At 63.0% G+C, this 22,847-nt stretch carries 9 protein-coding genes; 5 read left to right on the top strand and 4 right to left on the bottom strand.

Annotated elements, in window-relative coordinates; all coding sequences use genetic code 11:
• Positions 1-218: 218 nt before the first annotated feature.
• Complete coding sequence (locus AC3IX1_RS20115; RefSeq protein WP_489385541.1) at positions 219-13,217, top strand: non-ribosomal peptide synthetase; 12,999 nt, start codon at positions 219-221, stop codon at positions 13,215-13,217.
• A gap of 72 nt (positions 13,218-13,289) precedes the next feature.
• Here AC3IX1_RS20115 and AC3IX1_RS20110 read toward each other — a convergent pair whose 3' ends face one another.
• Complete coding sequence (locus AC3IX1_RS20110) at positions 13,290-14,543, bottom strand: hypothetical protein (RefSeq protein ID WP_489385540.1); 1,254 nt, start codon at positions 14,541-14,543, stop codon at positions 13,290-13,292.
• A gap of 237 nt (positions 14,544-14,780) precedes the next feature.
• Here AC3IX1_RS20110 and AC3IX1_RS20105 point away from each other — a divergent pair, with 237 nt between their 5' ends.
• Complete coding sequence (locus tag AC3IX1_RS20105; protein ID WP_489385539.1) at positions 14,781-15,593, top strand: alpha/beta fold hydrolase; 813 nt, start codon at positions 14,781-14,783, stop codon at positions 15,591-15,593.
• A gap of 147 nt (positions 15,594-15,740) precedes the next feature.
• Here AC3IX1_RS20105 and dsbG read toward each other — a convergent pair whose 3' ends face one another.
• The 3 genes from dsbG to dsbD are packed head-to-tail and all read right to left on the bottom strand — an operon-like array spanning position 15,741 to position 19,074.
• Positions 15,741-16,508, bottom strand: coding sequence for a thiol:disulfide interchange protein DsbG (dsbG, locus tag AC3IX1_RS20100; RefSeq protein WP_489305413.1), 768 nt, complete (start codon positions 16,506-16,508; stop codon positions 15,741-15,743).
• Positions 16,484-17,338: a TlpA family protein disulfide reductase gene (locus tag AC3IX1_RS20095; protein WP_489385538.1), complete on the bottom strand. Its 855-nt coding sequence runs from the start codon at positions 17,336-17,338 to the stop codon at positions 16,484-16,486. Before AC3IX1_RS20095 ends, dsbG begins: the two co-directional genes overlap by 25 nt.
• Positions 17,338-19,074, bottom strand: coding sequence for a protein-disulfide reductase DsbD (gene dsbD, locus AC3IX1_RS20090; protein WP_489385537.1), 1,737 nt, complete (start codon positions 19,072-19,074; stop codon positions 17,338-17,340). The genes AC3IX1_RS20095 and dsbD overlap by 1 nt, the downstream gene beginning before the upstream one ends.
• A gap of 154 nt (positions 19,075-19,228) precedes the next feature.
• On the opposite strand from dsbD, the gene AC3IX1_RS20085 reads away from it, so the two are divergent.
• The 3 genes from AC3IX1_RS20085 (at position 19,229) to AC3IX1_RS20075 (ending at position 22,827) form a co-directional block, all read left to right on the top strand.
• Entirely contained in the window at positions 19,229-19,909 is a 681-nt protein-coding gene (locus AC3IX1_RS20085; RefSeq protein WP_489385536.1) for a response regulator, read from the top strand.
• On the top strand, positions 19,906-21,231 hold the full coding sequence (locus AC3IX1_RS20080; protein ID WP_489385535.1) for an ATP-binding protein: 1,326 nt from the start codon (positions 19,906-19,908) through the stop codon (positions 21,229-21,231). Before AC3IX1_RS20085 ends, AC3IX1_RS20080 begins: the two co-directional genes overlap by 4 nt.
• A 198-nt stretch (positions 21,232-21,429) precedes the next feature.
• On the top strand, positions 21,430-22,827 hold the full coding sequence (locus tag AC3IX1_RS20075; protein WP_489385534.1) for an aspartate aminotransferase family protein: 1,398 nt from the start codon (positions 21,430-21,432) through the stop codon (positions 22,825-22,827).
• Positions 22,828-22,847 lie beyond the last annotated feature (20 nt).

The raw sequence follows: 22,847 nt of genomic DNA, 5'->3' as shown, positions 1-22,847 counted from the left end.
GACTCACTTCAGTCCACTTTGCGTTCCAGCCTGGCGACTAATTATTTCCAGACGTCATCCGTTCTCATTGGTGAATGGAACCGGGCAGCAGCCCCGGTCACAACCGCATTGCCAATGCCTTGCGCGGTCGGCGAAGACCGCGTCCTGCGCGCCCTCGAACAGGGCGCGACGTCAGAAAACCGATTCCACATGCAAGCCGAATTCAGGCAGGAAACCTCATGACCGACGCGTTCGAACTCCCCAGCACAATGGTCCAAGCCCTTCAGCGCCGCGCGGCCCTGACGCCGGATCGGGTGGCCCTGCGCTTTCTCGCCGAGACCCCGGATCAGGCTGTGGTGCTCAGCTATCGCGAACTGGACCTGCGGGCGCGAACGATTGCCGGCGCATTGCAGGCCCAGGCGGATGTTGGCGACCGCGCGGTGTTGCTGTTCCCCAGCGGCCCGGATTACGTCGCGGCGTTCTTCGGTTGTCTGTACGCCGGGGTGATCGCGGTGCCGGCTTACCCGCCGGAGTCGGCACGCCGTCATCACCAGGAACGCCTGTTGTCGATCATCAGCGATGCCCAGCCGCGCTTGCTGTTGACCAGTGCCGGGCAGCGTGACGGGTTGCAGCAGATCGAAGGGGCGCCGCCGCTGCTGTGTGTCGATACCCTCGACGGTGCACTGGCCGAGCGCTGGGTCGCGGTGGACTTGCAGGACGACCACATCGCCTTCCTGCAATACACCTCCGGTTCCACCGCGCTGCCCAAAGGCGTGCAAGTCAGCCACGGCAATCTGGTGGCCAACGAATTGCTGATTCGCCACGGTTTCGGCATTGACCTGAACCCCGACGACGTCATCGTCAGCTGGCTGCCGCTGTACCACGACATGGGCCTGATCGGCGGTCTGCTGCAGCCGATTTTCAGCGGCGTGCCTTGCGTGTTGATGTCGCCGGCGTACTTCCTCGGCCGGCCGTTGCGCTGGCTGGAGGCGATCAGCGAATACGGCGGCACCATCAGCGGCGGGCCGGATTTTGCCTATCGCTTGTGCAGTGAACGGGTCAGCGAGTCAGCCCTGGAACGGCTCGACCTGAGTGGCTGGCGCGTGGCGTATTCCGGTTCCGAACCGATTCGTCTCGACACCCTGGAACGCTTCGCCGGGAAGTTCGCGACCTGCGGCTTCACCGCGGACAGTTTCATGGCCTCCTACGGTCTGGCCGAAGCCACCTTGTTCGTGGCCGGCACCGCGCGCGGCCAAGGCATCGGCAACCTGCGGGTGGACGATCAGGCCCTGGCGCAGAACCGTGTCGAAGCGGGCGAGGGCAGCCCGATCATGAGTTGCGGTATCAGCCAACCGGCGCATGCGGTGCTGATCATCGACCCGGTCTCCCTCAGCGAACAGGCCGACAACGTCGTCGGCGAAGTCTGGGCCAGCGGGCCGAGCATCGCCTCAGGCTACTGGCGCAACCCCGAGGCATCCGCCAAGACCTTTGTCCGGCACGCCGGCCAGACCTGGTTGCGCACCGGTGACCTGGGTTTCCTGCGCAACGGCGAGCTGTTCATCACCGGGCGCCTGAAGGACATGCTGATCGTGCGCGGGTACAACCTGTACCCGCAGGACATCGAGCAGGCCGTCGAGCGTGAAGTGGAAGTGGTGCGCAAAGGCCGGGTTGCTGCCTTTGCCGTTACGGTTGATGGTCAGGAAGGCATCGGCATCGCCGCCGAAATCAGCCGTAGCGTGCAGAAAATCCTGCCGCCCGAATCCTTGTTCAAAGCCATTCGCCAGGCTGTCGCCGAGGCGTATCAGGAAGCGCCGAGCGTGGTGGTGTTGCTCAATCCGGGTGCGCTACCCAAGACCTCCAGCGGCAAATTGCAGCGCTCGGCGTGTCGCAGTCGCCTGGCGGACGGCAGCCTCGACAGCTACGCAGTGTTCCCGTCGGCCACCACCGAAAGCGCGAGGCATATCGAGTCGGGCTCCGAGCTGCAAAGCCTGATCGGACGGATCTGGTGTGAGCAGTTGCAAGTGGCGCAGGTGGGTGCCGACGATCATTTCTTCCTGCTCGGCGGCAACTCCATTGCTGCGACGCAAGTAGTGGCGCGTCTGCGTGAAGAGCTGGGGCTGGAGTTGAACCTGCGCCTGCTGTTCGAAGCGCCAACCCTCGGCGCATTCGCCGATGTCGTGGCCTGTCTGCAACAGGACGGTGGCCTGGCCCAGGGCGCGATCACGGCGCTGTCGCGCCAGCAACCGATGCCGCAATCCCTGGCACAAAACCGCCTGTGGATCACCTGGCAACTCGATCCGCACAGCAGCGCCTACAACATTCCCGGTGCCTTGCGCCTGCGCGGCGAACTGGATGAGGACGCCTTGCGCGCCAGTTTCCAGCAGTTGATCGAGCGCCACGAATCCCTGCGCACGCGATTCTTCGAACGTGACGGCGTGGCGCTGCAACAGGTGGATGCGGCTGCCGGGTTCAACCTGCAACTGATCGACATCAGCGACCTGCCGGCCGCCGAGCGTGAGGCCCGGGCGCAGCAGATCCGCGAGGACGAAGCGCGGACCCGGTTCGATCTGGAGAAAGGCCCGCTGCTGTGGGTGAAGCTGGTACGCCTCGATGACGAAGACCATCAGTTGCTGGTGACGATGCATCACATCATCGCTGACGGCTGGTCGCTGAATGTGTTGATCGACGAATTCTCGCGCCTGTATGCGGCCGCCTCCCAGGGCCAGCAAGCGGTGCTGGCGCCATTGCCGACGCAGTACGCCGACTACGGCAGCTGGCAGCGGCAATGGCTGGCGCAAGGGGAAGGCGAGCGTCAACTGGCCTACTGGAAAGACCGCTTGGGTGATGAGCATCCAACCCTGGGCCTGGCCACCGACCATCCACGCTCTGTCCAACAACTGCACAGCGCCGCTCGCCACACCGTGCGTCTGGGCGCGGCCCTGAGCGATGCAATTCGTCAGACCGCCCAGGCCCATGAATCGACCGCCTTCATGCTGTTGCTGGCGGCGTTCCAGACCTTGTTGCATCGCTACAGCGGCCAGCGTGATATCCGCATCGGCGTGCCCAATGCCAACCGTCCGCGCCTGGAAACCCAGGGCCTGATCGGTTTCTTCATCAATACCCAGGTGCTGCGTGCCGAGGTGGACTCACGCCTGCCATTCGTTGAGCTGCTGGCGCAGACCCGTCAGGCGGCGTTGGGTGCGCAAGCGCATCAGGACCTGCCGTTCGAGCAACTGCTGGAAGCCTTCCCCCAGGCCCGTGAACAGGGCCTGTTCCAGGTCATGTTCAACCATCAGCAACGGGACCTCAGCGCCTTGAAGCGCCTGCCGGGGCTGTTGGCCGAAGAGCTGCCATGGCATAGCCGCGAAGCCAAGATCGATTTGCAGTTGCACAGCGAAGAAGACCGCAACGGTCGCCTGACCTTGTCCTTCGACTACGCCAGCGAATTGTTCGACGCCGCGACCATCGAGCGCCTGGCCGAGCATTTCAGCAACCTGCTGCGCGCTGTCTGCGAGCAAGCGGACACCGCCATCGGTGACCTGCCACTGTTGACGGCTGCCGAACACCAGCAGCAATCGGACTGGGCCAGCGCACCCTGCGCAGCGGCCAGCCAATGGCTGCCGGAATGGCTCAACGAGCAGGCACGCCAGACCCCGCAGCGCACTGCGCTGGTGTGGGACGGCGGCCAGCTGGACTTCGCCGAACTGCACACCCGGGCCAACCGTCTGGCCCATTACCTGCGCGACAAAGGTGTCGGCCCGGATGTCTGCGTGGCCATCGCCTGCGAGCGCTCGCCGCAACTGCTGATCGGCCTGCTGGCGATCATCAAGGCCGGTGGCGCCTACGTGCCGCTGGACCCGGATTATCCGGCCGAACGCCTGGCCTACATGCTCAGCGACAGCGGCGTGGAATTGCTGCTGACGCAAACCCGATTGCTTGAGCGCCTGCCAGCGACTGACGGTGTCAGCTTGATCGCCATGGACACCCTGCACCTGGACAGTTGGCCAAGCCATGCGCCGGGGCTGCACCTGCACGGCGACAACCTCGCCTATGTGATTTACACCTCCGGTTCCACCGGCCTGCCCAAAGGCGTCGGCAACACCCACGCCGCGCTGGCCGAGCGCCTGCAATGGATGCAGGACACTTACCGCCTGAACGAAACCGACGTGCTGATGCAAAAGGCCCCGATCAGTTTCGACGTGTCGGTGTGGGAGTGCTTCTGGCCGCTGATCACTGGCGCACGCCTGTTGATCGCCGGTCCCGGCGAACACCGCGATCCGCACCGCATCGCGCAGCTGGTGCAAGCGTACGGCGTGACCACATTGCACTTCGTGCCGCCGCTGCTTTCGCTGTTCATCGAAGAACCGCTGAGCGCTGAATGCACCAGCCTGCGCCGGGTGTTTTCCGGTGGCGAAGCCTTGCCGGCGGAACTACGCAACCGCGTGCTGGAACAACTGCCGGCGGTGCAACTGCACAACCGCTACGGCCCGACCGAAACCGCAATCAACGTCACCCACTGGCATTGCTCCAGCGCCGACGGCGAGCGCTCGCCGATTGGCCGGCCACTGGGCAACGTGATCTGCCGCGTGCTCGACAGCGATCTCAATCCGCTTCCGGCCGGTGTACCGGGTGAGCTGTGCATCAGCGGCATTGGCCTGGCCCGTGGTTACCTCGGTCGCCCGGCATTGACCGCCGAACGCTTCGTGGTCGATCCGTTGGGCGAGTCGGGCGCGCGCCTGTATCGCACCGGCGACCGGGCGCGCTGGACGGCGCAAGGCGTGATCGAATACCTCGGCCGTCTCGATCAGCAGGTCAAGTTGCGCGGGTTCCGCGTTGAACCGGAAGAAATCCAGGCGCGGCTGCTGGCTCAGAACGGCGTTGCGCAAGCCGTGGTGCTGGTGCGCGACACCGTGGCCGGGGCGCAGTTGATCGGTTACTACACCGCAGCGAGCAATGCCGGGGAGGAAGCCGAGCAAACCGCGCGCCTGAAAAGCGCACTGGCCGCCGAACTGCCGGAATACATGGTCCCGGCGCAACTGATGCGTCTGGAACAAATGCCCCTCAGCCCGAGCGGCAAACTCGACCGCCGCGCCTTGCCGGAACCGCAGTGGCAGGTTCGCGAACACGTCGAGCCCGTGACAGAACTGGAACAACGCATCGCCGGTATCTGGCGCGAAGTGCTGGACCTGGCCCAAGTCGGTTTGCGCGATGATTTCTTTGCCCTCGGCGGCCACTCGCTGCTGGCCACGCAAATCATCTCCCGCACCCGCCAGGCCTGCGACGTCGAGTTGCCGCTGCGGGCGCTGTTCGAACACAGCGAACTCGGTGCGTTTGCCGAACAGGTTCGCTTGATCCAGGCCAGCGGCAGTACCAACAAGCAGCCGCCGATTGAAAAAGTCGACCGCAGCCAGCCGGTGCCGCTGTCCTATTCCCAGCAGCGCATGTGGTTCCTCTGGCAGATGGAGCCGGACAGTCCAGCCTACAACGTCGGCGGCATGGCGCGGCTGCGCGGTGTGCTCGACGTGGCGCGTTTCGAGGCCGCGCTGCAAGCCCTGATCCTGCGTCACGAAACCCTGCGCACCACGTTCCCGAGCATCGACGGCGTTGCTCGCCAACAAGTGCACACGCAAACCGGCGTGCGCATGGCGTGGAAGGATTTCACCGCGCTGGATGCCGAAGTCCGCGAGTGGCAGGTCCAGCAACTGGCCGACGACGAAGCGCACCAGCCGTTCGATCTGGAGACCGGACCCTTGCTGCGCGCCTGCCTGGTCAAGACCGCCGAGCAGGAACACTACTTCGTCCTGACCCTGCACCACATCGTCACCGAAGGCTGGGCGATGGACATTTTTGCCCGGGAACTCAGCGCGCTGTACGAAGCGTTCGTCGATGATCGTGAATCACCGCTGGCGCCGTTGCCGGTGCAGTACCTGGATTACAGCGTGTGGCAGCGTCAGTGGCTGGAGTCCGGCGAGCGTCAGCGCCAGCTCGATTACTGGACCGCGCAACTGGGCCGCGAACACCCGCTGCTCGAGTTGCCGGCCGACCGTCCGCGTCCGCCGGTGCAAAGCCACCAGGGTGAGCTGTATCGCTTTGACCTGAGCGACGAGCTCGCGGCACGGGTCCGTGCCTTCAACGCGCAACACGGCCTGACCCTGTTCATGATCATGACCGCCACGCTGGCCACGCTGCTGTACCGCTACAGCGGCCAGACCGATTTGCGCATCGGTGCGCCGGTAGCCAACCGCATTCGTCCGGAAAGCGAAGGCCTGATCGGCGCATTCCTCAACACCCAGGTGCTGCGCTGCCAGCTCGACGGGCAGATGTCCGTGAGTGAGCTGTTCGATCAGGTGCGCCACACGGTGATCGAAGGCCAGTCCCATCAGGACCTGCCATTCGATCATCTGGTGGAAGCCTTGCAACCACCCCGCAGCGCGGCCTACAACCCGTTGTTCCAGGTGATGTGCAACGTGCAGCGCTGGGAGTTCCAGCAAAGCCGCAGCCTGGCCGGCATGACGGTCGAGTACCTGGCCAACGATGCCCGCGCGACCAAGTTCGACCTCAACCTGGAAGTCACCGACCTTGACCATCGCCTGGGTTGCTGCCTGACCTACAGCACCGATCTGTTCGACGAACCGCGCATTGCACGCATGGCCGGGCATTGGCGCAACCTGCTGGAAGCGCTGATTGCCGATCCGCAGCAGCGCTTGAGTGAGCTGCCGCTGCTGGCGTCCGGCGAACAACAACACCTGCTCGACAGCCTCGGCGTCGAGCCGGGGGAACATCGGCTGGACCAGTGCATCCATCATCTACTCGCCGAGCAGGCCTTGATTCGCCAAGACGCTCCGGCCCTGACCTTTGCCGGGCAGACCCTGAGCTACGCCGAACTCGACAGCCGCGCCAACCGCCTGGCCTGGATGCTGCGCGAGCGTGGCGTCGGGCCGCAGGTCCGTGTGGGGCTGGCACTGGAGCGCTCGCTGGAGATGGTCATCGGCCTGCTGGCGATCCTCAAGGCTGGCGGCGCCTATGTGCCGCTGGATCCGGAGTACCCGCTGGACCGCTTGCACTACATGATCGAAGACAGCGGCATCGGTTTGCTGCTCAGCGATGCGGTGATGTTCAAGGCCCTGGGCGAGTTGCCGGCGACCGTCGGCCGCTGGTGTTTTGAAGAAGACACCGCTGCACTGGCCAGCTATCCGGCCACCGAGCTGCCGTTGATCAGTCTGCCGCAGCATCAGGCCTACCTGATCTACACCTCGGGCTCCACCGGCAAACCGAAGGGCGTGGTGGTGTCCCACGGCGAAATCGCCATGCACTGCCGCGCGGTGATCGAGCGTTTCGCCATGCGCGCCGACGACTGCGAACTGCACTTCTATTCGATCAACTTCGACGCCGCCACCGAGCGACTGCTGGTGCCGTTGCTCAGCGGTGCGCAAGTGGTGCTGCGGGCTCAAGGACAGTGGGACGCGGAAGAAATCTGCGGCCTGATCCGTCGTCATCACATCAATGTCCTCGGCTTTACCCCGAGTTACGGCAGTCAGTTGGCGCAATGGCTGGCAACGCAAAATGAAATCCTGCCGGTGCGCATGATCATCACCGGCGGCGAAGCGCTGACCGGTGAACACCTGGCGCGCATTCGCGCAGCCTTCCAGCCGAGCCGGTTCTTCAACGCCTACGGCCCGACCGAAACCGTGGTCATGCCGCTGGCCAGTCTTGCCCCTGAAGTACTGGAAGAGGGCGCCGGTAGCGTGCCGATCGGCAGTGTGATCGGCGACCGCGTGGCCTACATTCTCGACGCCGACCTGGCGTTGGTGCCGCAGGGCGCGACGGGCGAGTTGTACGTCGGTGGCGCGGGTCTGTCCCAGGGTTATCACCAGCGTCCGGGCATGACCGCGGAGCGCTTTGTGGCCGATCCGTTTGCCGCCAGCGGCGGACGTATCTACCGCACCGGCGACCTGGTGCGCCAGCGCGCCGACGGCCTGGTGGAATACCTCGGGCGCATCGATCATCAAGTGAAGATTCGCGGCTTCCGCATCGAGCTCGGTGAAATCGAAACCCGTCTGCTGGAGCACGAGTCGATCCGTGAAGCGGTGGTGCTGGCGCTCGATGCGCCGAGCGGCAAGCAACTGGTCGGCTATCTGGTGACTGACGTCGCAGAGCTTGGCGAAGCGCAGCAGGCTGAACTGCGAGAAGCGCTCAAATCGCATCTCAAGTCGCAACTGCCGGACTACATGGTGCCCACGCACCTGATCTTGCTGGCCAGCATGCCGCTGACCACCAATGGCAAACTCGACCGCCGCGCGTTGCCGGCGCCGGACCCGGAGTTGAACCGTCAACATTTCGTGGCGCCCGGCAACGAGCTGGAAATCACCCTCGCGCAGATTTGGTGCGAAGCGCTGAACGTCGGTCAGGTTGGCCTCAACGACAACTTCTTCGAACTGGGCGGCGACTCGATCCTGTCGATTCAGGTGGTCAGCCGGGCGCGGCAGCAAGGCATCCACTTCAGCCCCCGCGACCTGTTCCAGCATCAGACCGTACAGACCCTGGCCGCCGTGTCCACCCGCAGCGAGCAGGTCAGCGCCGAGCAAGGGTTGATCATGGGCCAGTCGCGTCTGACGCCGATCCAGCACTGGTTCTTCGACACCGGCATCCCGCAACGCCAGCACTGGAACCAGGCGTTGTTGCTGCAACCGACCGCACCTCTGGAGCCCCATCGACTGGAACAAGCGCTGCTGGCGGTAATCGAACAGCACGACGCCTTGCGTCTGCGCTTCAGCCGGATCGCCGGTCAGTGGCAAGCACAGCATCAGCCGATTTCCGACGCGCCGGTGCTGTGGCAGGTACGCGTTTCGTCGATGGATAAATGCCCCGCCCTGTTCGCCGATGCCCAGCGCAGCCTCGACCTCGAAGAGGGACCGCTGATGCGCGTGTTGCTGGTCGATGGTCCCGAGGGCCTGCAACGGCTGTTCATCGCGATTCACCACTTGGTCGTCGATGGCGTTTCATGGCGCGTGCTGCTGGACGATCTGCAAACCGTGTATCGCCAACTGGACGCGCAGCAGTCGGTGAAACTGCCGGCGAAAACCAGCGCCTTCAAGGACTGGGCCGCTCGCTTGCAGGCCTATGCCGGCAGTGAATCCCTGCGTGAAGAACTGGAATGGTGGCAGGCGCACCTGGCCGGGCCAAATGCCAATCTGCCCTGCGATCACCCCGAGGGTGGGCGGCAGAACCGGCATGCGCAAAGCGTCAGCGTGCGCCTCGACAGCGAGCGTACGCGACAGTTGCTGCAACAGGCACCGAGTGCCTATCGCACCCAGGTCAACGACTTGCTGCTGACCGCATTAACCCGCGTGCTGTGCCGCTGGAGCGGTCAGCCATCGGCGCTGATTCAACTGGAAGGTCACGGCCGCGAAGCGCTGTTCGACGACATCGACCTGACCCGCACCGTCGGCTGGTTCACCAGCGCCTATCCGCTGCGCCTGACCCCGTCGAACATCGAAGAAGCCGCCGGGCAGGGCGCGTCGATCAAGGCGATCAAGGAGCAAATGCGTGCCGTGCCGCACAAAGGTCTTGGCTATGGCGTGCTGCGCTACCTCGCCGATGACCAGAGTCGCCAGCACATGGCCGGGTTGCCGGTGGCGCCGATAACCTTCAACTACCTCGGGCAGTTCGACCAGAGCTTCGGGGCGGATGCGCTGTTCCATCCACTGGATGAAGCCATCGGCGCGGCCCACGATGGCAATGCCCCGCTGCCCAACGAGCTGAGCGTCGACGGTCAGGTGTATGGCGGTGAACTGGTGCTGCGCTGGACTTTCAGCGCCGAACGCTTCGATGCACAAACCATCAACGAGTTGGCCGATGCCTACCTCGGTGAGTTGAGCAGCCTTATCGAACATTGCCTGCGCGATGACGCGGGCGGCCTGACACCGTCGGATTTCCCGCTGGCGAATCTCAACCAGACGCAACTGGATGCGCTGCCGGTCCCGGCTGCCGTCATCGAAGACGTCTACCCGCTGACCCCGATGCAGGAAGGCATGCTGCTGCACACCTTGCTGGAGCCGGGCACCGGCCTGTACTACATGCAGGACCGCTACCGCATCAACAGCGAACTCGACCCGCAGCGTTTCGCCCAGGCCTGGCAAGCGGTGATCGCCCGCCACGAAGCGTTGCGCGCGTCGTTTTGCTGGAACGTCGGCGAAGACATGCTGCAAGTGATCCACAAACCGGGCAGCACGCCAATCGAATACCTCGACTGGAGCGATCTCGCCGAAGCCGAGCAAGAGCCGAAGCTGCAAACCCTGCTCAAGACCGAACGCGAGGCGGGGTTCGATCTGCTCAACCAGGCACCCTTCCACTTGCGTTTGATCCGTGTCGGCGCGGCGCGCTACTGGTTCATGATGAGCAACCACCACATCCTCATCGATGCCTGGTGCCGTTCGCTGCTGATGAATGATTTCTTCGAGATCTACAGCGCCCTCGGCGAAGGCCGGGAAGCGCAGCTGGCGGTGCCGCCACGTTATCGCGACTACATCGGCTGGCTGCAGCATCAGAGCCTGGCCGAAGCGCGGCAGTGGTGGAAAACCAACCTGCGGGGTTTCGAACGGACCACACCGATCCCGAGCGACCGGCCATTGCTGCGCGAACATGCCGGCGACAGCGGCGGCATGATCGTTGGCGACCGCTATACAAGGCTCGATGCCCGGGACGGCGCGCAATTGCGCGAACTGGCCCAGGCCCATCAGTTGACCATCAATACCTTCGCCCAGGCGGCGTGGGCGCTGGTGCTGCGGCGCTTGAGCGGTGATCGCGACGTGCTGTTCGGCGTTACCGTGGCCGGGCGTCCGGTGGACATGCCGCAGATGCAGCGCACCGTCGGCCTGTTCATCAATAGCATCGCGCTGCGGGTGAAGATGCCCGAGGACGGCCAGCGTTGCAGCGTGCGCCAGTGGCTCAGCGGTCTGCTCGACCACAACATGCAACTGCGTGAATACGAATACCTGCCGCTGGTGAACATCCAGGAGCAAAGTGAACTGCCCAAGGGCCAGCCGCTGTTCGACAGCCTGTTCGTGTTCGAAAACGCCCCGGTGGAGGTCGCGGTGCTCGACCGTGCGCAGAGCCTCAACGCGACCTCGGATTCGGGCCGGACCCATACCAACTTCCCGCTCACGGCCGTGTGCTATCCGGGGGATGACCTGGGCTTGCACCTGTCCTACGACCAGCGCTACTTCGATGAGGCCACGGTCGAGCGCATGCTCGGTGAGTTCAAGCGTCTGCTGCTGGCGTTGGTGGAAGGTTTCCATGGCGATATGGCCGACCTGCCGTTGCTGGGGGCCGAGGAGCAGGACTTCCTCATCCATGGCTGCAACCAGAGCGAACGGGATTACCCGCTGGAGCAGAGCTACGTTGCATTGTTTGAAACGCAAGTCGCCCGGTACCCACAGCGGATTGCCGCCAGTTGTCTGGACCGGCAATACAATTATCTGGAGCTGAACCAGCGCAGCAACCGTCTCGGTCATGCGTTGATCGCCGCCGGTGTCGGGCGCGATCAGCCGGTGGCGTTGCTGGCCGAACGCAGCCTTGATTTGCTGGGCATGATCATCGGCAGCTTCAAGGCGGGGGCGGGTTACCTGCCGCTGGACCCGGGTTTGCCGAGTCAGCGTCTGAGCCGGATCATCGATCTGAGCCGCACGCCATTGCTGGTGTGCACGCAAGCGTGTCGTGCACAGGCGCAGGCCTTGCTCGACGAATTCGGCTGCGCCAGCCGGCCACGGCTGCTGGTCTGGGAGGACGTCCAGGCCCTTGCGCTGTCGGCGGACAATCCTGGTATCTACAGCGGCCCGGACAACCTCGCCTACATGATCTACACCTCGGGCTCCACCGGTTTGCCCAAAGGCGTGATGGTCGAACAGCGTGGCATGCTCAACAACCAATTGAGCAAGGTGCCGTACCTGAACCTGAGCGACGCCGACGTGATCGCCCAGACCGCTTCGCAAAGCTTCGATATTTCGGTCTGGCAGTTCCTCGCCGCGCCATTGTTCGGCGCACGGGTGGACCTCGTGCCGAACACCATCGCCCACGATCCCCAAGGCTTGCTGGCCCATGTGCAGAGCCAGGGCATCACCGTGCTGGAAAGCGTGCCGTCGCTGATCCAGGACATGCTCGCCCAGGAGCGCATGAGCCTCGACGGCCTGCGCTGGATGTTGCCAACCGGTGAGGCGATGCCGCCGGAACTGGCGCATCAATGGCTGTTGCGCTATCCGCAGATCGGGCTGGTGAATGCCTACGGTCCAGCGGAGTGCTCGGATGATGTGGCGTTCTTCCGCGTCGATTTGGCGTCGACTCGCGGCAGCTACCTGCCGATCGGCACGCCAACCGACAACAACCGTTTGTACCTGCTCGACGGAGCGCTGGAACTGGTGCCGCTGGGCGCGGTGGGTGAATTGTGCGTGGCGGGGACCGGGGTCGGTCGCGGCTATGTCGGCGATCCGCTGCGCACCGCCCCGGTGTTTGTGCCGAATCCGTTCGGCGCACCGGGTGAGCGCCTGTATCGCACAGGCGACCTGGCCCGCCGTCGCAGTGACGGCGTACTGGAGTACGTCGGCCGTGTCGACCATCAGGTGAAGATCCGCGGTTACCGCATCGAGCTGGGTGAAATCGAGGCCCGCCTGCATGAACAACCGCAAGTCCGCGATGCTGCGGTGGGTGTGCAGGTAGGGGCGAACGGCAAGCATCTGGTTGGCTATCTGGTGGCGGCGGATGTTGCGCTCAATCCCGCTGAACGCCTGGAGCGCATCAAGCAACGCCTGCGTGCCGAGTTGCCGGAATACATGGTGCCGCTGCACTGGCTGTGGCTCGATAAGCTGCCGCTCAACGCCAACGGCAAACTGGACCGCAAGGCCCTGCCGGTGCTGGAGATCGGCCAGCTGCAAAGCCAGGATTACCAGGCGCCGCGCAATGAGCTGGAGCACACCCTGGCAGGCATCTGGGCCGAGGTGTTGAAGGTCGAGAAAGTGGGCGTTCGCGACAACTTCTTCGAGTTGGGCGGGCATTCGCTGCTGGCCACGCAAATCGCCTCGCGGGTGCAGAAAACCCTGCAGCGGGAGGTGCCGCTGCGGGCGATGTTCGAGTGCAGCACGGTGGAGGAACTGGCCCGGTACATCGACGGGTTGGCGGCCAGCGAGCTCACCGAGGAGAAGGTAGATCGCTTGAATGACCTGATGGCGGAGCTGGAGGGATTGTAGATCTCCAGTACCGTTAAGCGAACCACTCTGACAGTACGTCGATACACAGGGTATCGACGTACTGTCAGCGGCTTATTCGGGATTGGATTCCCCCCTGTGCCAGATGGTCAGGTTATCAATAGAACTGTGCGCTGAACTTTCCACTTCGATGTAATGAGTCAGTCGACCTTCCGGGTCCTGAAAATCAACCCATGTCTCACTTTCTACCTCTTGCTCCTCGAGCAACTGATCTCCCTCGCCAAAGAACTTGAAGGTCGCGCCCTCGCCGGTTGTCGCGTACGCAAACTTGATGCGGCTGCACTTCCATTTGAGCCGAAAGTATGCTTTTTGAGTCTGCCCTGCGACGCCTCCACAGAACAGCGCCAACGCCTGCTTCTCAAGCATTCCGGGAATGTTTTCGGGGGGAGTTCGCACGAGATGCAGGCCGATGCCCTTGCGAGAGTCTCGAGGCAACTCGAACTTCAAAAGACGCGTTTCGATAATACTGCCAGGCCCGAGATACTCTTTTGCCGGATAGCTTTCAAAGTCGTCGAACAGCGAGAACTCCTCAATGTCAGTCAGCCGTAGTTTGGCAGTGGCGTGAGGTAACTCATGGGCGTTTTCCGGCAGGAGAGAAACCGACGGATCCACCGGTGGTGTACCGAATGCACCGTCGAACGTCACGGCCACATTCAAGGTGACAGAAGAATAGTCCTCACAACCGGACAGCCATTCGCGCGAGAGATCCAGTTGAAATCCATCTTCAGACTCAACGTCCTGTGTTGTCACGACGTGGTTTTCCAGCACCCAGGAGAAACGGTAGTCGCCAATCAGGTGCTCATTGCCTACAGCCAGAATCCACAGACGCTGTCCGGCGGCGATGAAAGGCCACCTCGGCAGGGCGATCCGGGCATCGCCGGAGAATTTTTCCATGTCCAGCCACCAATCGCCTTCAAACCATTTCAGGTCACGAAATTCTGGATCTGGCAGGTCTTCAGGTTCAATCGATTCGATCGTCAGTTCCAGCGAGTGAGATTCCTCCTCCAAATCGTCAAGTGTGGCGGTATACCAGGCGTGCACGGTTTTACTGACACAGGCACCGATGACTGACGCATCGATCGGAATCACTACACTGCCACTGTCACTGCCATCGACAACCGGCAGCGTTGGCCTGCCTGCCCCTGATGGTCCATCCCAATGCAGTTGAATCCTGTGTCTTTTGCGCATGCCTTCAAAGGCAACAGAGACCTTGGTGCCGTTTATGGCCTCCAGGGAGTAGAGCAGATTGTCACTGGTTGCGTACTTGACCTTGGGGTACGGCAATGTTGGAGATTTTTCCTGAGCCATGGTAACCACTCCTGTCTGTATGTCGGCGATTGCGACAGTGGCTAGATTTCCATTCCAAACAAGGTGGTGGCTACTGTCAGACTTGACAGTTTTACTGGGAAAAAAAGGCATTTCCGACCAATGGTTCCGAGAGCCTGCTCGCGATGGCGGTTATGCAAACCCATACATTCTCGCGATTGACGGCGATCCGTCAGCCGCGCAGTCTTCCGGCTCCATTTTTACTCGCGGAGACAGTCGATGCCCTTCGTAACGATAGACGGACAAGCCCTTCACTACATCGATCAAGGCACCGGCCCGGCGGTGCTGCTGGCCGGCAGCTATCTGTGGGACCAGGCCATGTGGGCGCCGCAGATTGCCGCGCTGTCGCAGCAGTATCGGGTGATAGCCCTGGACCTGTGGGGGCACGGCCAATCCGGGCCGTTGCCTGTCGGTACCACATCGCTGGATGACCTGGCGCGTCAGGCATTGGTCTTGCTCGACCATCTGGACATCGAACGGGTCACGCTGGTTGGTCTGTCGGTCGGCGGTATGTGGGGCGTACGCCTGGCCTTATCTGCAGCGCAGCGGATCAACGGGCTGGTGCTGATGGACACCTACGTCGGCGCCGAACCGGAGCCGACTCGCCAGTATTATTTTTCACTGTTGAAGCAGATCGAAGAGGCGGGTGTCATCACTCCGGCGCTGCTGGATATCGTGGTGCCGATTTTCTTCCGGCCGGGCATTGATCCGCAGTCGGCGCTCTACCGGGATTTTCATGCTTCCCTCGCGGCTCTGCCTGCGGATCGTCTGCGTGAAAGTATCGTGCCGATGGGGCGGATTACGTTTGGGCGCGATGATCAGTTATCGCGTCTGGGCGAACTGGACGTAGCGACCACACTGGTGATGTGCGGCGATCAGGACAAGCCTCGGCCACCGGGTGAAGCCCGTGAAATGGCTGAGCTGATTGGCTGCCCTTGGGTGCTGGTGCCGGAGGCGGGGCATATTTCCAGTCTGGAAAATCCTGGGTTCGTCACCGCCGAACTGCTGAAATTTTTAGCTGAGAGAACTTAGCCGGTTGTCCTGGACCTATCGCGGGCAAGCCCGCTCCCACAGTGGGCAATGTGAAGCACAAATTGTGCGAACTCCGAAGGTCCCTGTGGGAGCGGGCTTGCCCGCGATGGCGTCAGCGTTATCACCGTGAATCTGACGGCGGACTACTTACTTCGGCCCGAGAATCTTCGCCAGTTTGTCCGGCGACGGCGCGCCTTGCTGCTGTTGCAGATTGCCCTTGTCGTCCATGTAGAAAATCGCCGGCGTCGCCTGTAACTCCAGCTCTTCCATCAATTGCATGTTGGCCGCAAATTTTGCCTGAATCGCCGGCGGCACTTCCTTCAAGGCCTTGAGCGAACTGTCCTTGCCAGCGGCTTCGTGCTCCTGCAGGGCTTTTTCCGGGTCTTTGGCGGCGAGCAGTGCGGCGGATTTCCCAGGGCTGTCTTCACGGATGATGCCCACCATGATGTGGCGCAGTTGCACCTTGCCGGCCTTGACCCACGGCCGGGCCTGTTCCCAGAACATGTTGCAGTACGGGCAGTTCGGGTCACTGAACAGGTACACCACGCGTGGCGCATCCTTCTTGCCATCGCCGATCCAGTTGCTGGTTTCGAACTTGGCCCAGACTTCCTTGGCCATCGGGGCATACACCAGTTTCTGCAATGGCGCGCTGCTCAGGTCATTGCCCTCGGCGTCATACAGGTTGCCCAGCAACACGTGTTTGCCATCCGGGGTCAGGTACAGCGCCATGCCGCGGTTCTGGTATTGCGCGGCATAACCGCGCAAGCCGTCGGGGGCGTCGAACTGGCCGACGATTTTCGCGCCCTTGGCCTCGATTTTCTTGATCGCATCGGGCAACTCTTCGGCCTGCACCGATGGCAGGTGCAACAGGGCAGCACCGAGGCTCAGTGTCAGCAGGTGGCGGAGGCGGGGCATGGCAGTTTCCTTGAAGAAGTGGCGGGTACGGTGTCGAAGTTTTCCAGTGCGCGGGCCAGGCTGGCTTCCGACAACTCGCCCAGATGGCTGCCCAGTAGGCGACCTTCGGGGTTGTAGAACAGCGTAGTCGGCAATGCCATGGATCCGACGGCCTGGCTCAGGCGCCCGCTGCCGTCGAACAGCACGTTGGACAGGCTCAGGCCCTGGGTTTCCAGGAATGTCGCGACGCTTTGCATGCTTTCCGCCTGATTGACGAACAGGAACGTCAGGTCCGGCCGGTGTTGCTGGGCGTTTTCCAGTACCGGCATTTCCCGGCGGCACGGTGGGCACCAGGTGGCCCAGAGGTTGATCACCAAAGGGCCGCCCTTGTAGTCGGCCAGTTGCACGGTTTCGCCGGCGGCGTTGCGCAGGGTGATTTCCGGCAGGCGTGTGCCTTGCTCATAAATCGACAGGGAGAAGGTCGCCAACAGCCAGAACGCCAGGCCACTGGCCACGCCAAAGCCCAATGGACGGCGCAGCCCCGGGCGACGCCAGCCGCGATACAGCGTGGCGAGCAAAACCACAACTACCCCCGGCCAGGCGAGAAAACCGCCATCGCGCAGGTCGATGACCTGCCACGGATCATTGCGATAGTGCACCCAATAGGCCGCCACGAAACTGATTCGGGCTGCCAGCATGCCCAGCAGGAACAGGCTGAACAGCACCGACTCGGGGTTTTCACCACCACGCCTGGCAACCCGCCAGCCGACAAAAGTGGCCAGCGCCAGCGCACTGATCAGCAGCAGGTGATTAAGCGCGATGGCAAAGGTGCCGAGGGTGAAGGTCAGCATTAACGGGCGTCTCGGGTGATGGTCCAGCGTTGCAGGAAAGTATCGGCATCGACCTCGCCGGTGATGCGCTGGCTGCGCCGCTCTTCACCGTCCACGCCAATCCACAGCAGGCTCGGTGGCCCCGGCACTTTGTAACGGCCGAGCAGTTCGCGGCTGGCGGCATTGTCGGCGGTCACGTCCAGCCGGAGCAAGCGCACGTCGCTCAAGGCTGCGAGGACATTGGCTTTGCCGAACACCTGTTTTTCCATGACCTTGCACGACACGCACCAGTCGGCGTAGTAGTCCAGCAGCACCCACTGGCCCTGAGCCTGCGCGGCGTCGAGTTCCCGTTGCAGTGCCTGCGGATCCTTGATGGTGGTGAAGGCATCGTGGCCAGCCGGCACGGCGGCTACCGCCTGGTTCGAAGCGCGGAAGACCTGCAAGGGTTTGAACGGATCGTCGCTGCCACCGGCCGCCCCGATCACCAACAGACTGCCCCACAAACCGAGCAACAACGAACTGGCGCCAAACAGGTGCGCGATGCGGCCGAAACCTTCCGACTGTTTCCAGGCACTGTAGGCCGCGATCAACAGTAGCGCACCGCACAAGCCGACCCATAGGGATTCGTCCAGCACCGGGCGCAGCATCAGCAACGCGGTGGCGAGGAACAGGAAGCCGAAAATGCCTTTGACCAGGTTCATCCAGGCGCCGGGTTTGGGCATGAAGCGATTGCCGACTGTCACCAGCAACAGCAGCGGCACGCCGATGCCGATGCCCATGGCGAACAGAATCAATCCGCCATGCAACGCGTTACCGCTTTGCGCGATGTAGAGCAGGGCGCCGGCCAGCGGTGCGGTCATGCACGGGCCGACCAGCAGGCCGGACAGGGCCCCCAGCACCCCGGCGCCGATCAGACTGCCGCCGCGTTGATTGCGCGAGACGTTTTCCAGGCGATCACGCACGGCCACCGGCAATTGCAGTTCGAAGTAGCCGAACATCGGCAGCGCCAGCAACACGAAAATCGCCGCGAAACTGCCCAGCAGCCAGGGGTTCTGCAACCAGGCTTGCAGGTTCGCCCCGAGGGAGGCGGCCAAGACACCCATCGCCGCATACACCAGCGCCATGCTGACCACGTAGCTGCTGGCCAGGGCGAATCCACGTTTGGGCGAAGCTCCACTGCCGACGATCAACCCGGCCAGGATCGGCAGCATCGGCAATGAACAGGGCGTGAAGGCCAGCAACAGGCCCAGGCCGAAAAACAGCAAAAGGCTCCAGCCCAGCGCCCGTTGTTGCAGGTCGCTGGCCAGCGCCTGGTCCGGTGCTTCAGTGGTTGCATTCAGCGCATTGGTGTTACCCAGGTCCACGACCCTGGTTTGTGGCGGATAACACAAACCGGCATCGGCACAGCCCTGGTAACTGACCTTGACCTGACCACTGGCACCCGCCGGAATCTTCAGTTCCAGGCCCTGACGGTAGACTTGCTGTTCACCGAAAAACTCGTCGCTGTGGGCTTCACCTTCCGGCAGCGCGGGATGCTGCCCGACAGGCAATCCGTCGAACTTCAAGCGTTTCTGGTACAGGTAATAGCCGTCGGTGATCTGCCAATAGAGCTGGGTTTCACCGGATTCCAGACGTTCAGAGGTAAACGTGAAGGCTTTATCAACCGGGAGAAATTCAGGTTTGGTGTCGAACGGATTGGTTCCCGCCTGGGCCAGGCCCGCGATCAAGAGGGTAAAAAGTAAAAACAGACGACGCATGGATAAGCCTTTGCCCTGTGCTAATGAGGTGCACAGTGGCGGGTGGCGATTAACCGATGATTAACCGTCCCGGCCTTGTGGCGGTGGCACTTGCGGCATAATGTCGACTTAATCGGTCAACGGCTTAATAGGCTTTATTTCTACGAGGCTCCCCATGCACGTACTGGTTTGCGAAGACGATGAACTGATCGCCAGCGGTATCGTCGCCGGCCTGACCGCCCAGGGCCTGACCGTGGAACACGTCGCCACGGCGTCCGCCGCCCGGGCGATGCTCAAGGTCGCGGAGTTCGATGTCATGGTGCTCGATCTCGGCCTGCCCGATGAAGATGGCCTCAAGTTGCTGCAGCAGTTGCGTCACCATGGCCTGGAAATCCCGGTGCTGATTCTCACCGCGCGGGATTCGGTCACCGACCGGGTTGACGGCCTGCAAGCCGGCGCCGACGACTATCTGCTCAAGCCGTTCGACCTGCGCGAACTCGCTGCACGCTTGCACACGCTGTTGCGGCGAGTGGCGGGGCGCAGCGTCAACCTGATCGAGCATGGTGCCCTGACCTACGACCCGAGCAGCCGCGAAACCAGGCTCGCGGGGCAACCGGTGGACCTGTCGCGTCGAGAACAATCGCTGTTGCAGGCCTTGCTGCATAACCGTGGCCGGGTGCTGTCCACCGAGCAGCTCAAGGACAGCGTCTACGGTTTCAACGACGAACTGGAAAGCAACGCCCTCAACGTTCATATCCATCACCTGCGCAGCAAATTGGGTAAAGGCATCGTTGAAACAGTGCGCGGCCTGGGCTATCGCCTGGGGCCGGCGGATGGCGGAGATCAATCGAAGTGATGAGTCTGCGTTTGCGCCTGAGCCTGACGCTCGGCGCCGCATTTGCCTTGATCTGGGCCCTGGCCGCGGCCTGGATGCTCAGCGATTTGCGCAATCAAATGATGTTTTCCCTCGACCAGCGCCTGGTGGCGTCGGCGCGCATGGTCGCCGGCCTGATGGAGCAACTGCCGCCCGTGCCGAGCAAGGGCGAGGGCACCCACTTCAGCGCCGAACAGCTGAATATTCCAGGCGGCATGGCCTGCCAGGTCAGCTCGTTGCGCGGTGAAATCCTCGCCCGCAGTCACACCGAGCCGCAGCAGACCCTGGAGGCCGAGAAACTCGGTTTTCACGATCAGATGATCGACGGCGCGCCGTGGCGCAGCTTTACACTGGCCCGGGGCGATCTGCGCATCACCACCGCCGACCGGCAGATCGAGCGCGAGGCGTTGAACATGTCGATCCTGCTGGCCGCTTCGGTGCCGGTGGGCGTGGCGCTGCTCGGTTGCCTGTGTCTGCTCTGGCTGGGCATCGGCCAGGGGCTGGCGCCGCTCAACCGCATGCGCGACGCCTTGATGCGCCGCAGCGCCGACTCCCTCGAACCCTTGCAGATCCAGCCACTGCCCAGCGAGCTGCAACCCTTGCTGGAAACCCAGAACCAGTTGCTCCAGCGCATCGGCAAGACCATCGAGCGCGAACGTCGCCTGACCGGTGACGCGGCCCACGAACTGCGCAGTCCGCTGACCGCGATCAAGACCCACCTGCAAGTGGCGCGGATGACCGACGGCAACGCCCGGGATCAGTCCCTGGCCCGGGCCGAAGAGGGCGCCGACCGCATGCACCGGACACTCGAACAATTGCTGTTGCTGGCGCGCGTCGAGGGCAGTCTGTCGTTTGACGACGGTGTGCAGTGCAACGCCGAGCAGGTGGCGAAACTGGCGATCCAGGACGCGGCGAGCGGCGACCGTCAGCGCATCAGGTTTCAGGCACCGGGCAAGGTTTCCGCCGCGCCGGTACAAATGCCCGCCGTGCTGTCGATTGCCGCGCTGCGCAACTTGCTCGACAACGCACTGCGCCATACCCCCGCCGACAAAACGGTGGAGTTGAGCCTGGAAACCACCGGCAATCGTGTGCAGTTCGTGGTGCGCGACCATGGGCCGGGGATTGCCGAAGAAGATCTGCAACACCTGACCCAGCGCTTCTGGCGCAACGGCCAGAGCACCGGTTGTGGTCTGGGGCTGGCGATTGTCCAGGCCATCGTTCAGCGTTGCGGTTGCACGTTGCATTTCGATAGCCGGCCGGACGGCTTGCGGGTTGAGCTGACGATGCCGCTGCAATCCATCTGACAAACACCACATACCACTGTAGGAGCGAGTTCGCTCGCGATGGTCGATAACGATAACGCGTGCTTTCTGAATGCACGCGGTGTTCTTGAGTCCATCGCGAGCAGAGCTCGCTCCTACAAAGGTTTCCGTGTTACCGCCTAAATCCCTCAAGCGCTGATGCGTTTCCAGAACAGGAAAACCTTATTGAGGGGTCGAGAGATGTCAGTCGCTACCAGCCTTATCGAAGAGCAGCCGGCGACGCCCGCCGAGACGCTTTATCAATTCAACGAATCGCCGCTGCTGGCCCGTCAGAGCCGGCAGGAATCCAACGCCCGCAGCTATCCGCGACGCATTCCCCTGGCGCTCAAGCGTGCCAAGGGCATTTACGTCGAAGACGTCGAAGGCCGCACCTTCATCGACTGCCTGGCCGGTGCCGGGACCCTGGCGCTGGGGCACAACCACCCGGTGGTGATCGAAGCTATTCAGCAAGTGCTGGCCGATGAACTGCCGCTGCATACCCTGGACCTGACCACGCCGGTCAAGGACCAGTTCGTTCAGGACCTGTTCGGCCTGCTGCCGCCGGCCCTGGCTGCTGAAGCGAAGATCCAGTTTTGCGGCCCCACCGGCACCGACGCCGTGGAAGCTGCGCTGAAACTGGTGCGTACCGCTACCGGTCGCAGCACCGTGATCTCGTTCCAGGGTGGCTATCACGGCATGAGCCAGGGCGCGTTGAGCCTGATGGGCAGCTTGGGTCCGAAAAAGCCGTTGGGCGCCTTGCTCGCCAGCGGCGTTCAGTTCATGCCGTACCCATACGATTACCGCTGCCCGTTCGGGCTCGGCGGCGCGCCCGGGGTCAACGCGAACCTGAGTTACCTGGAAAACCTGCTCAACGATCCCGAGGCCGGCGTGCAATTGCCGGCGGCGGTGATCGTGGAAGTGGTGCAGGGCGAGGGCGGGGTGATCCCGGCGGATCTGGACTGGCTGCGCGGCTTGCGGCGGATCACCGAGCAGGCGGGTGTCGCGCTGATCGTCGATGAAATCCAGAGTGGCTTCGCCCGCACCGGCAAGATGTTCGCCTTCGAGCATGCCGGGATCATTCCCGATGTCGTGGTGATGTCCAAGGCCATCGGCGGCAGCCTGCCGCTGGCGGTGGTGGTCTATCGCGACTGGCTCGACACCTGGCTGCCGGGCGCCCATGCCGGGACGTTCCGTGGCAACCAGATGGCCATGGCCGCCGGTTCCGCGGTGATGCGTTATCTGGTGGAGCACAAGGTCTGCGAGCATGCCGCTGCGATGGGCGAGCGTCTGGCCGAGCACCTGCGCATCCTGCAGCGGGACTTCCCGCAACTGGGCGATATTCGTGGGCGTGGCCTGATGCTCGGTGTCGAACTGGTCGACCCGACGGGCGCACTGGATGCCCAAGGTCATCCGCCGGCCTTCGCCCGCCTGGCACCCCTGGTGCAGCGCGAATGCCTCAAGCGTGGGTTGATCCTGGAGCTCGGCGGCCGCCATGGCGCGGTGGTGCGCTTCCTGCCGCCGCTGGTGATTACTACTGCGCAAATCGATCGCGTGGCCGAAATCTTCGGCCGGGCCCTGACCGCCGCCGTCAGTCTTTAAATTTTTCGCCCTGCGGAACG

This window comes from Pseudomonas sp. KH_046_2 (assembly GCF_057838985.1).
The sequence above is the reverse complement of the archived record's forward strand: the minus strand, read 5'-3'. Positions and strand labels throughout refer to the sequence as shown.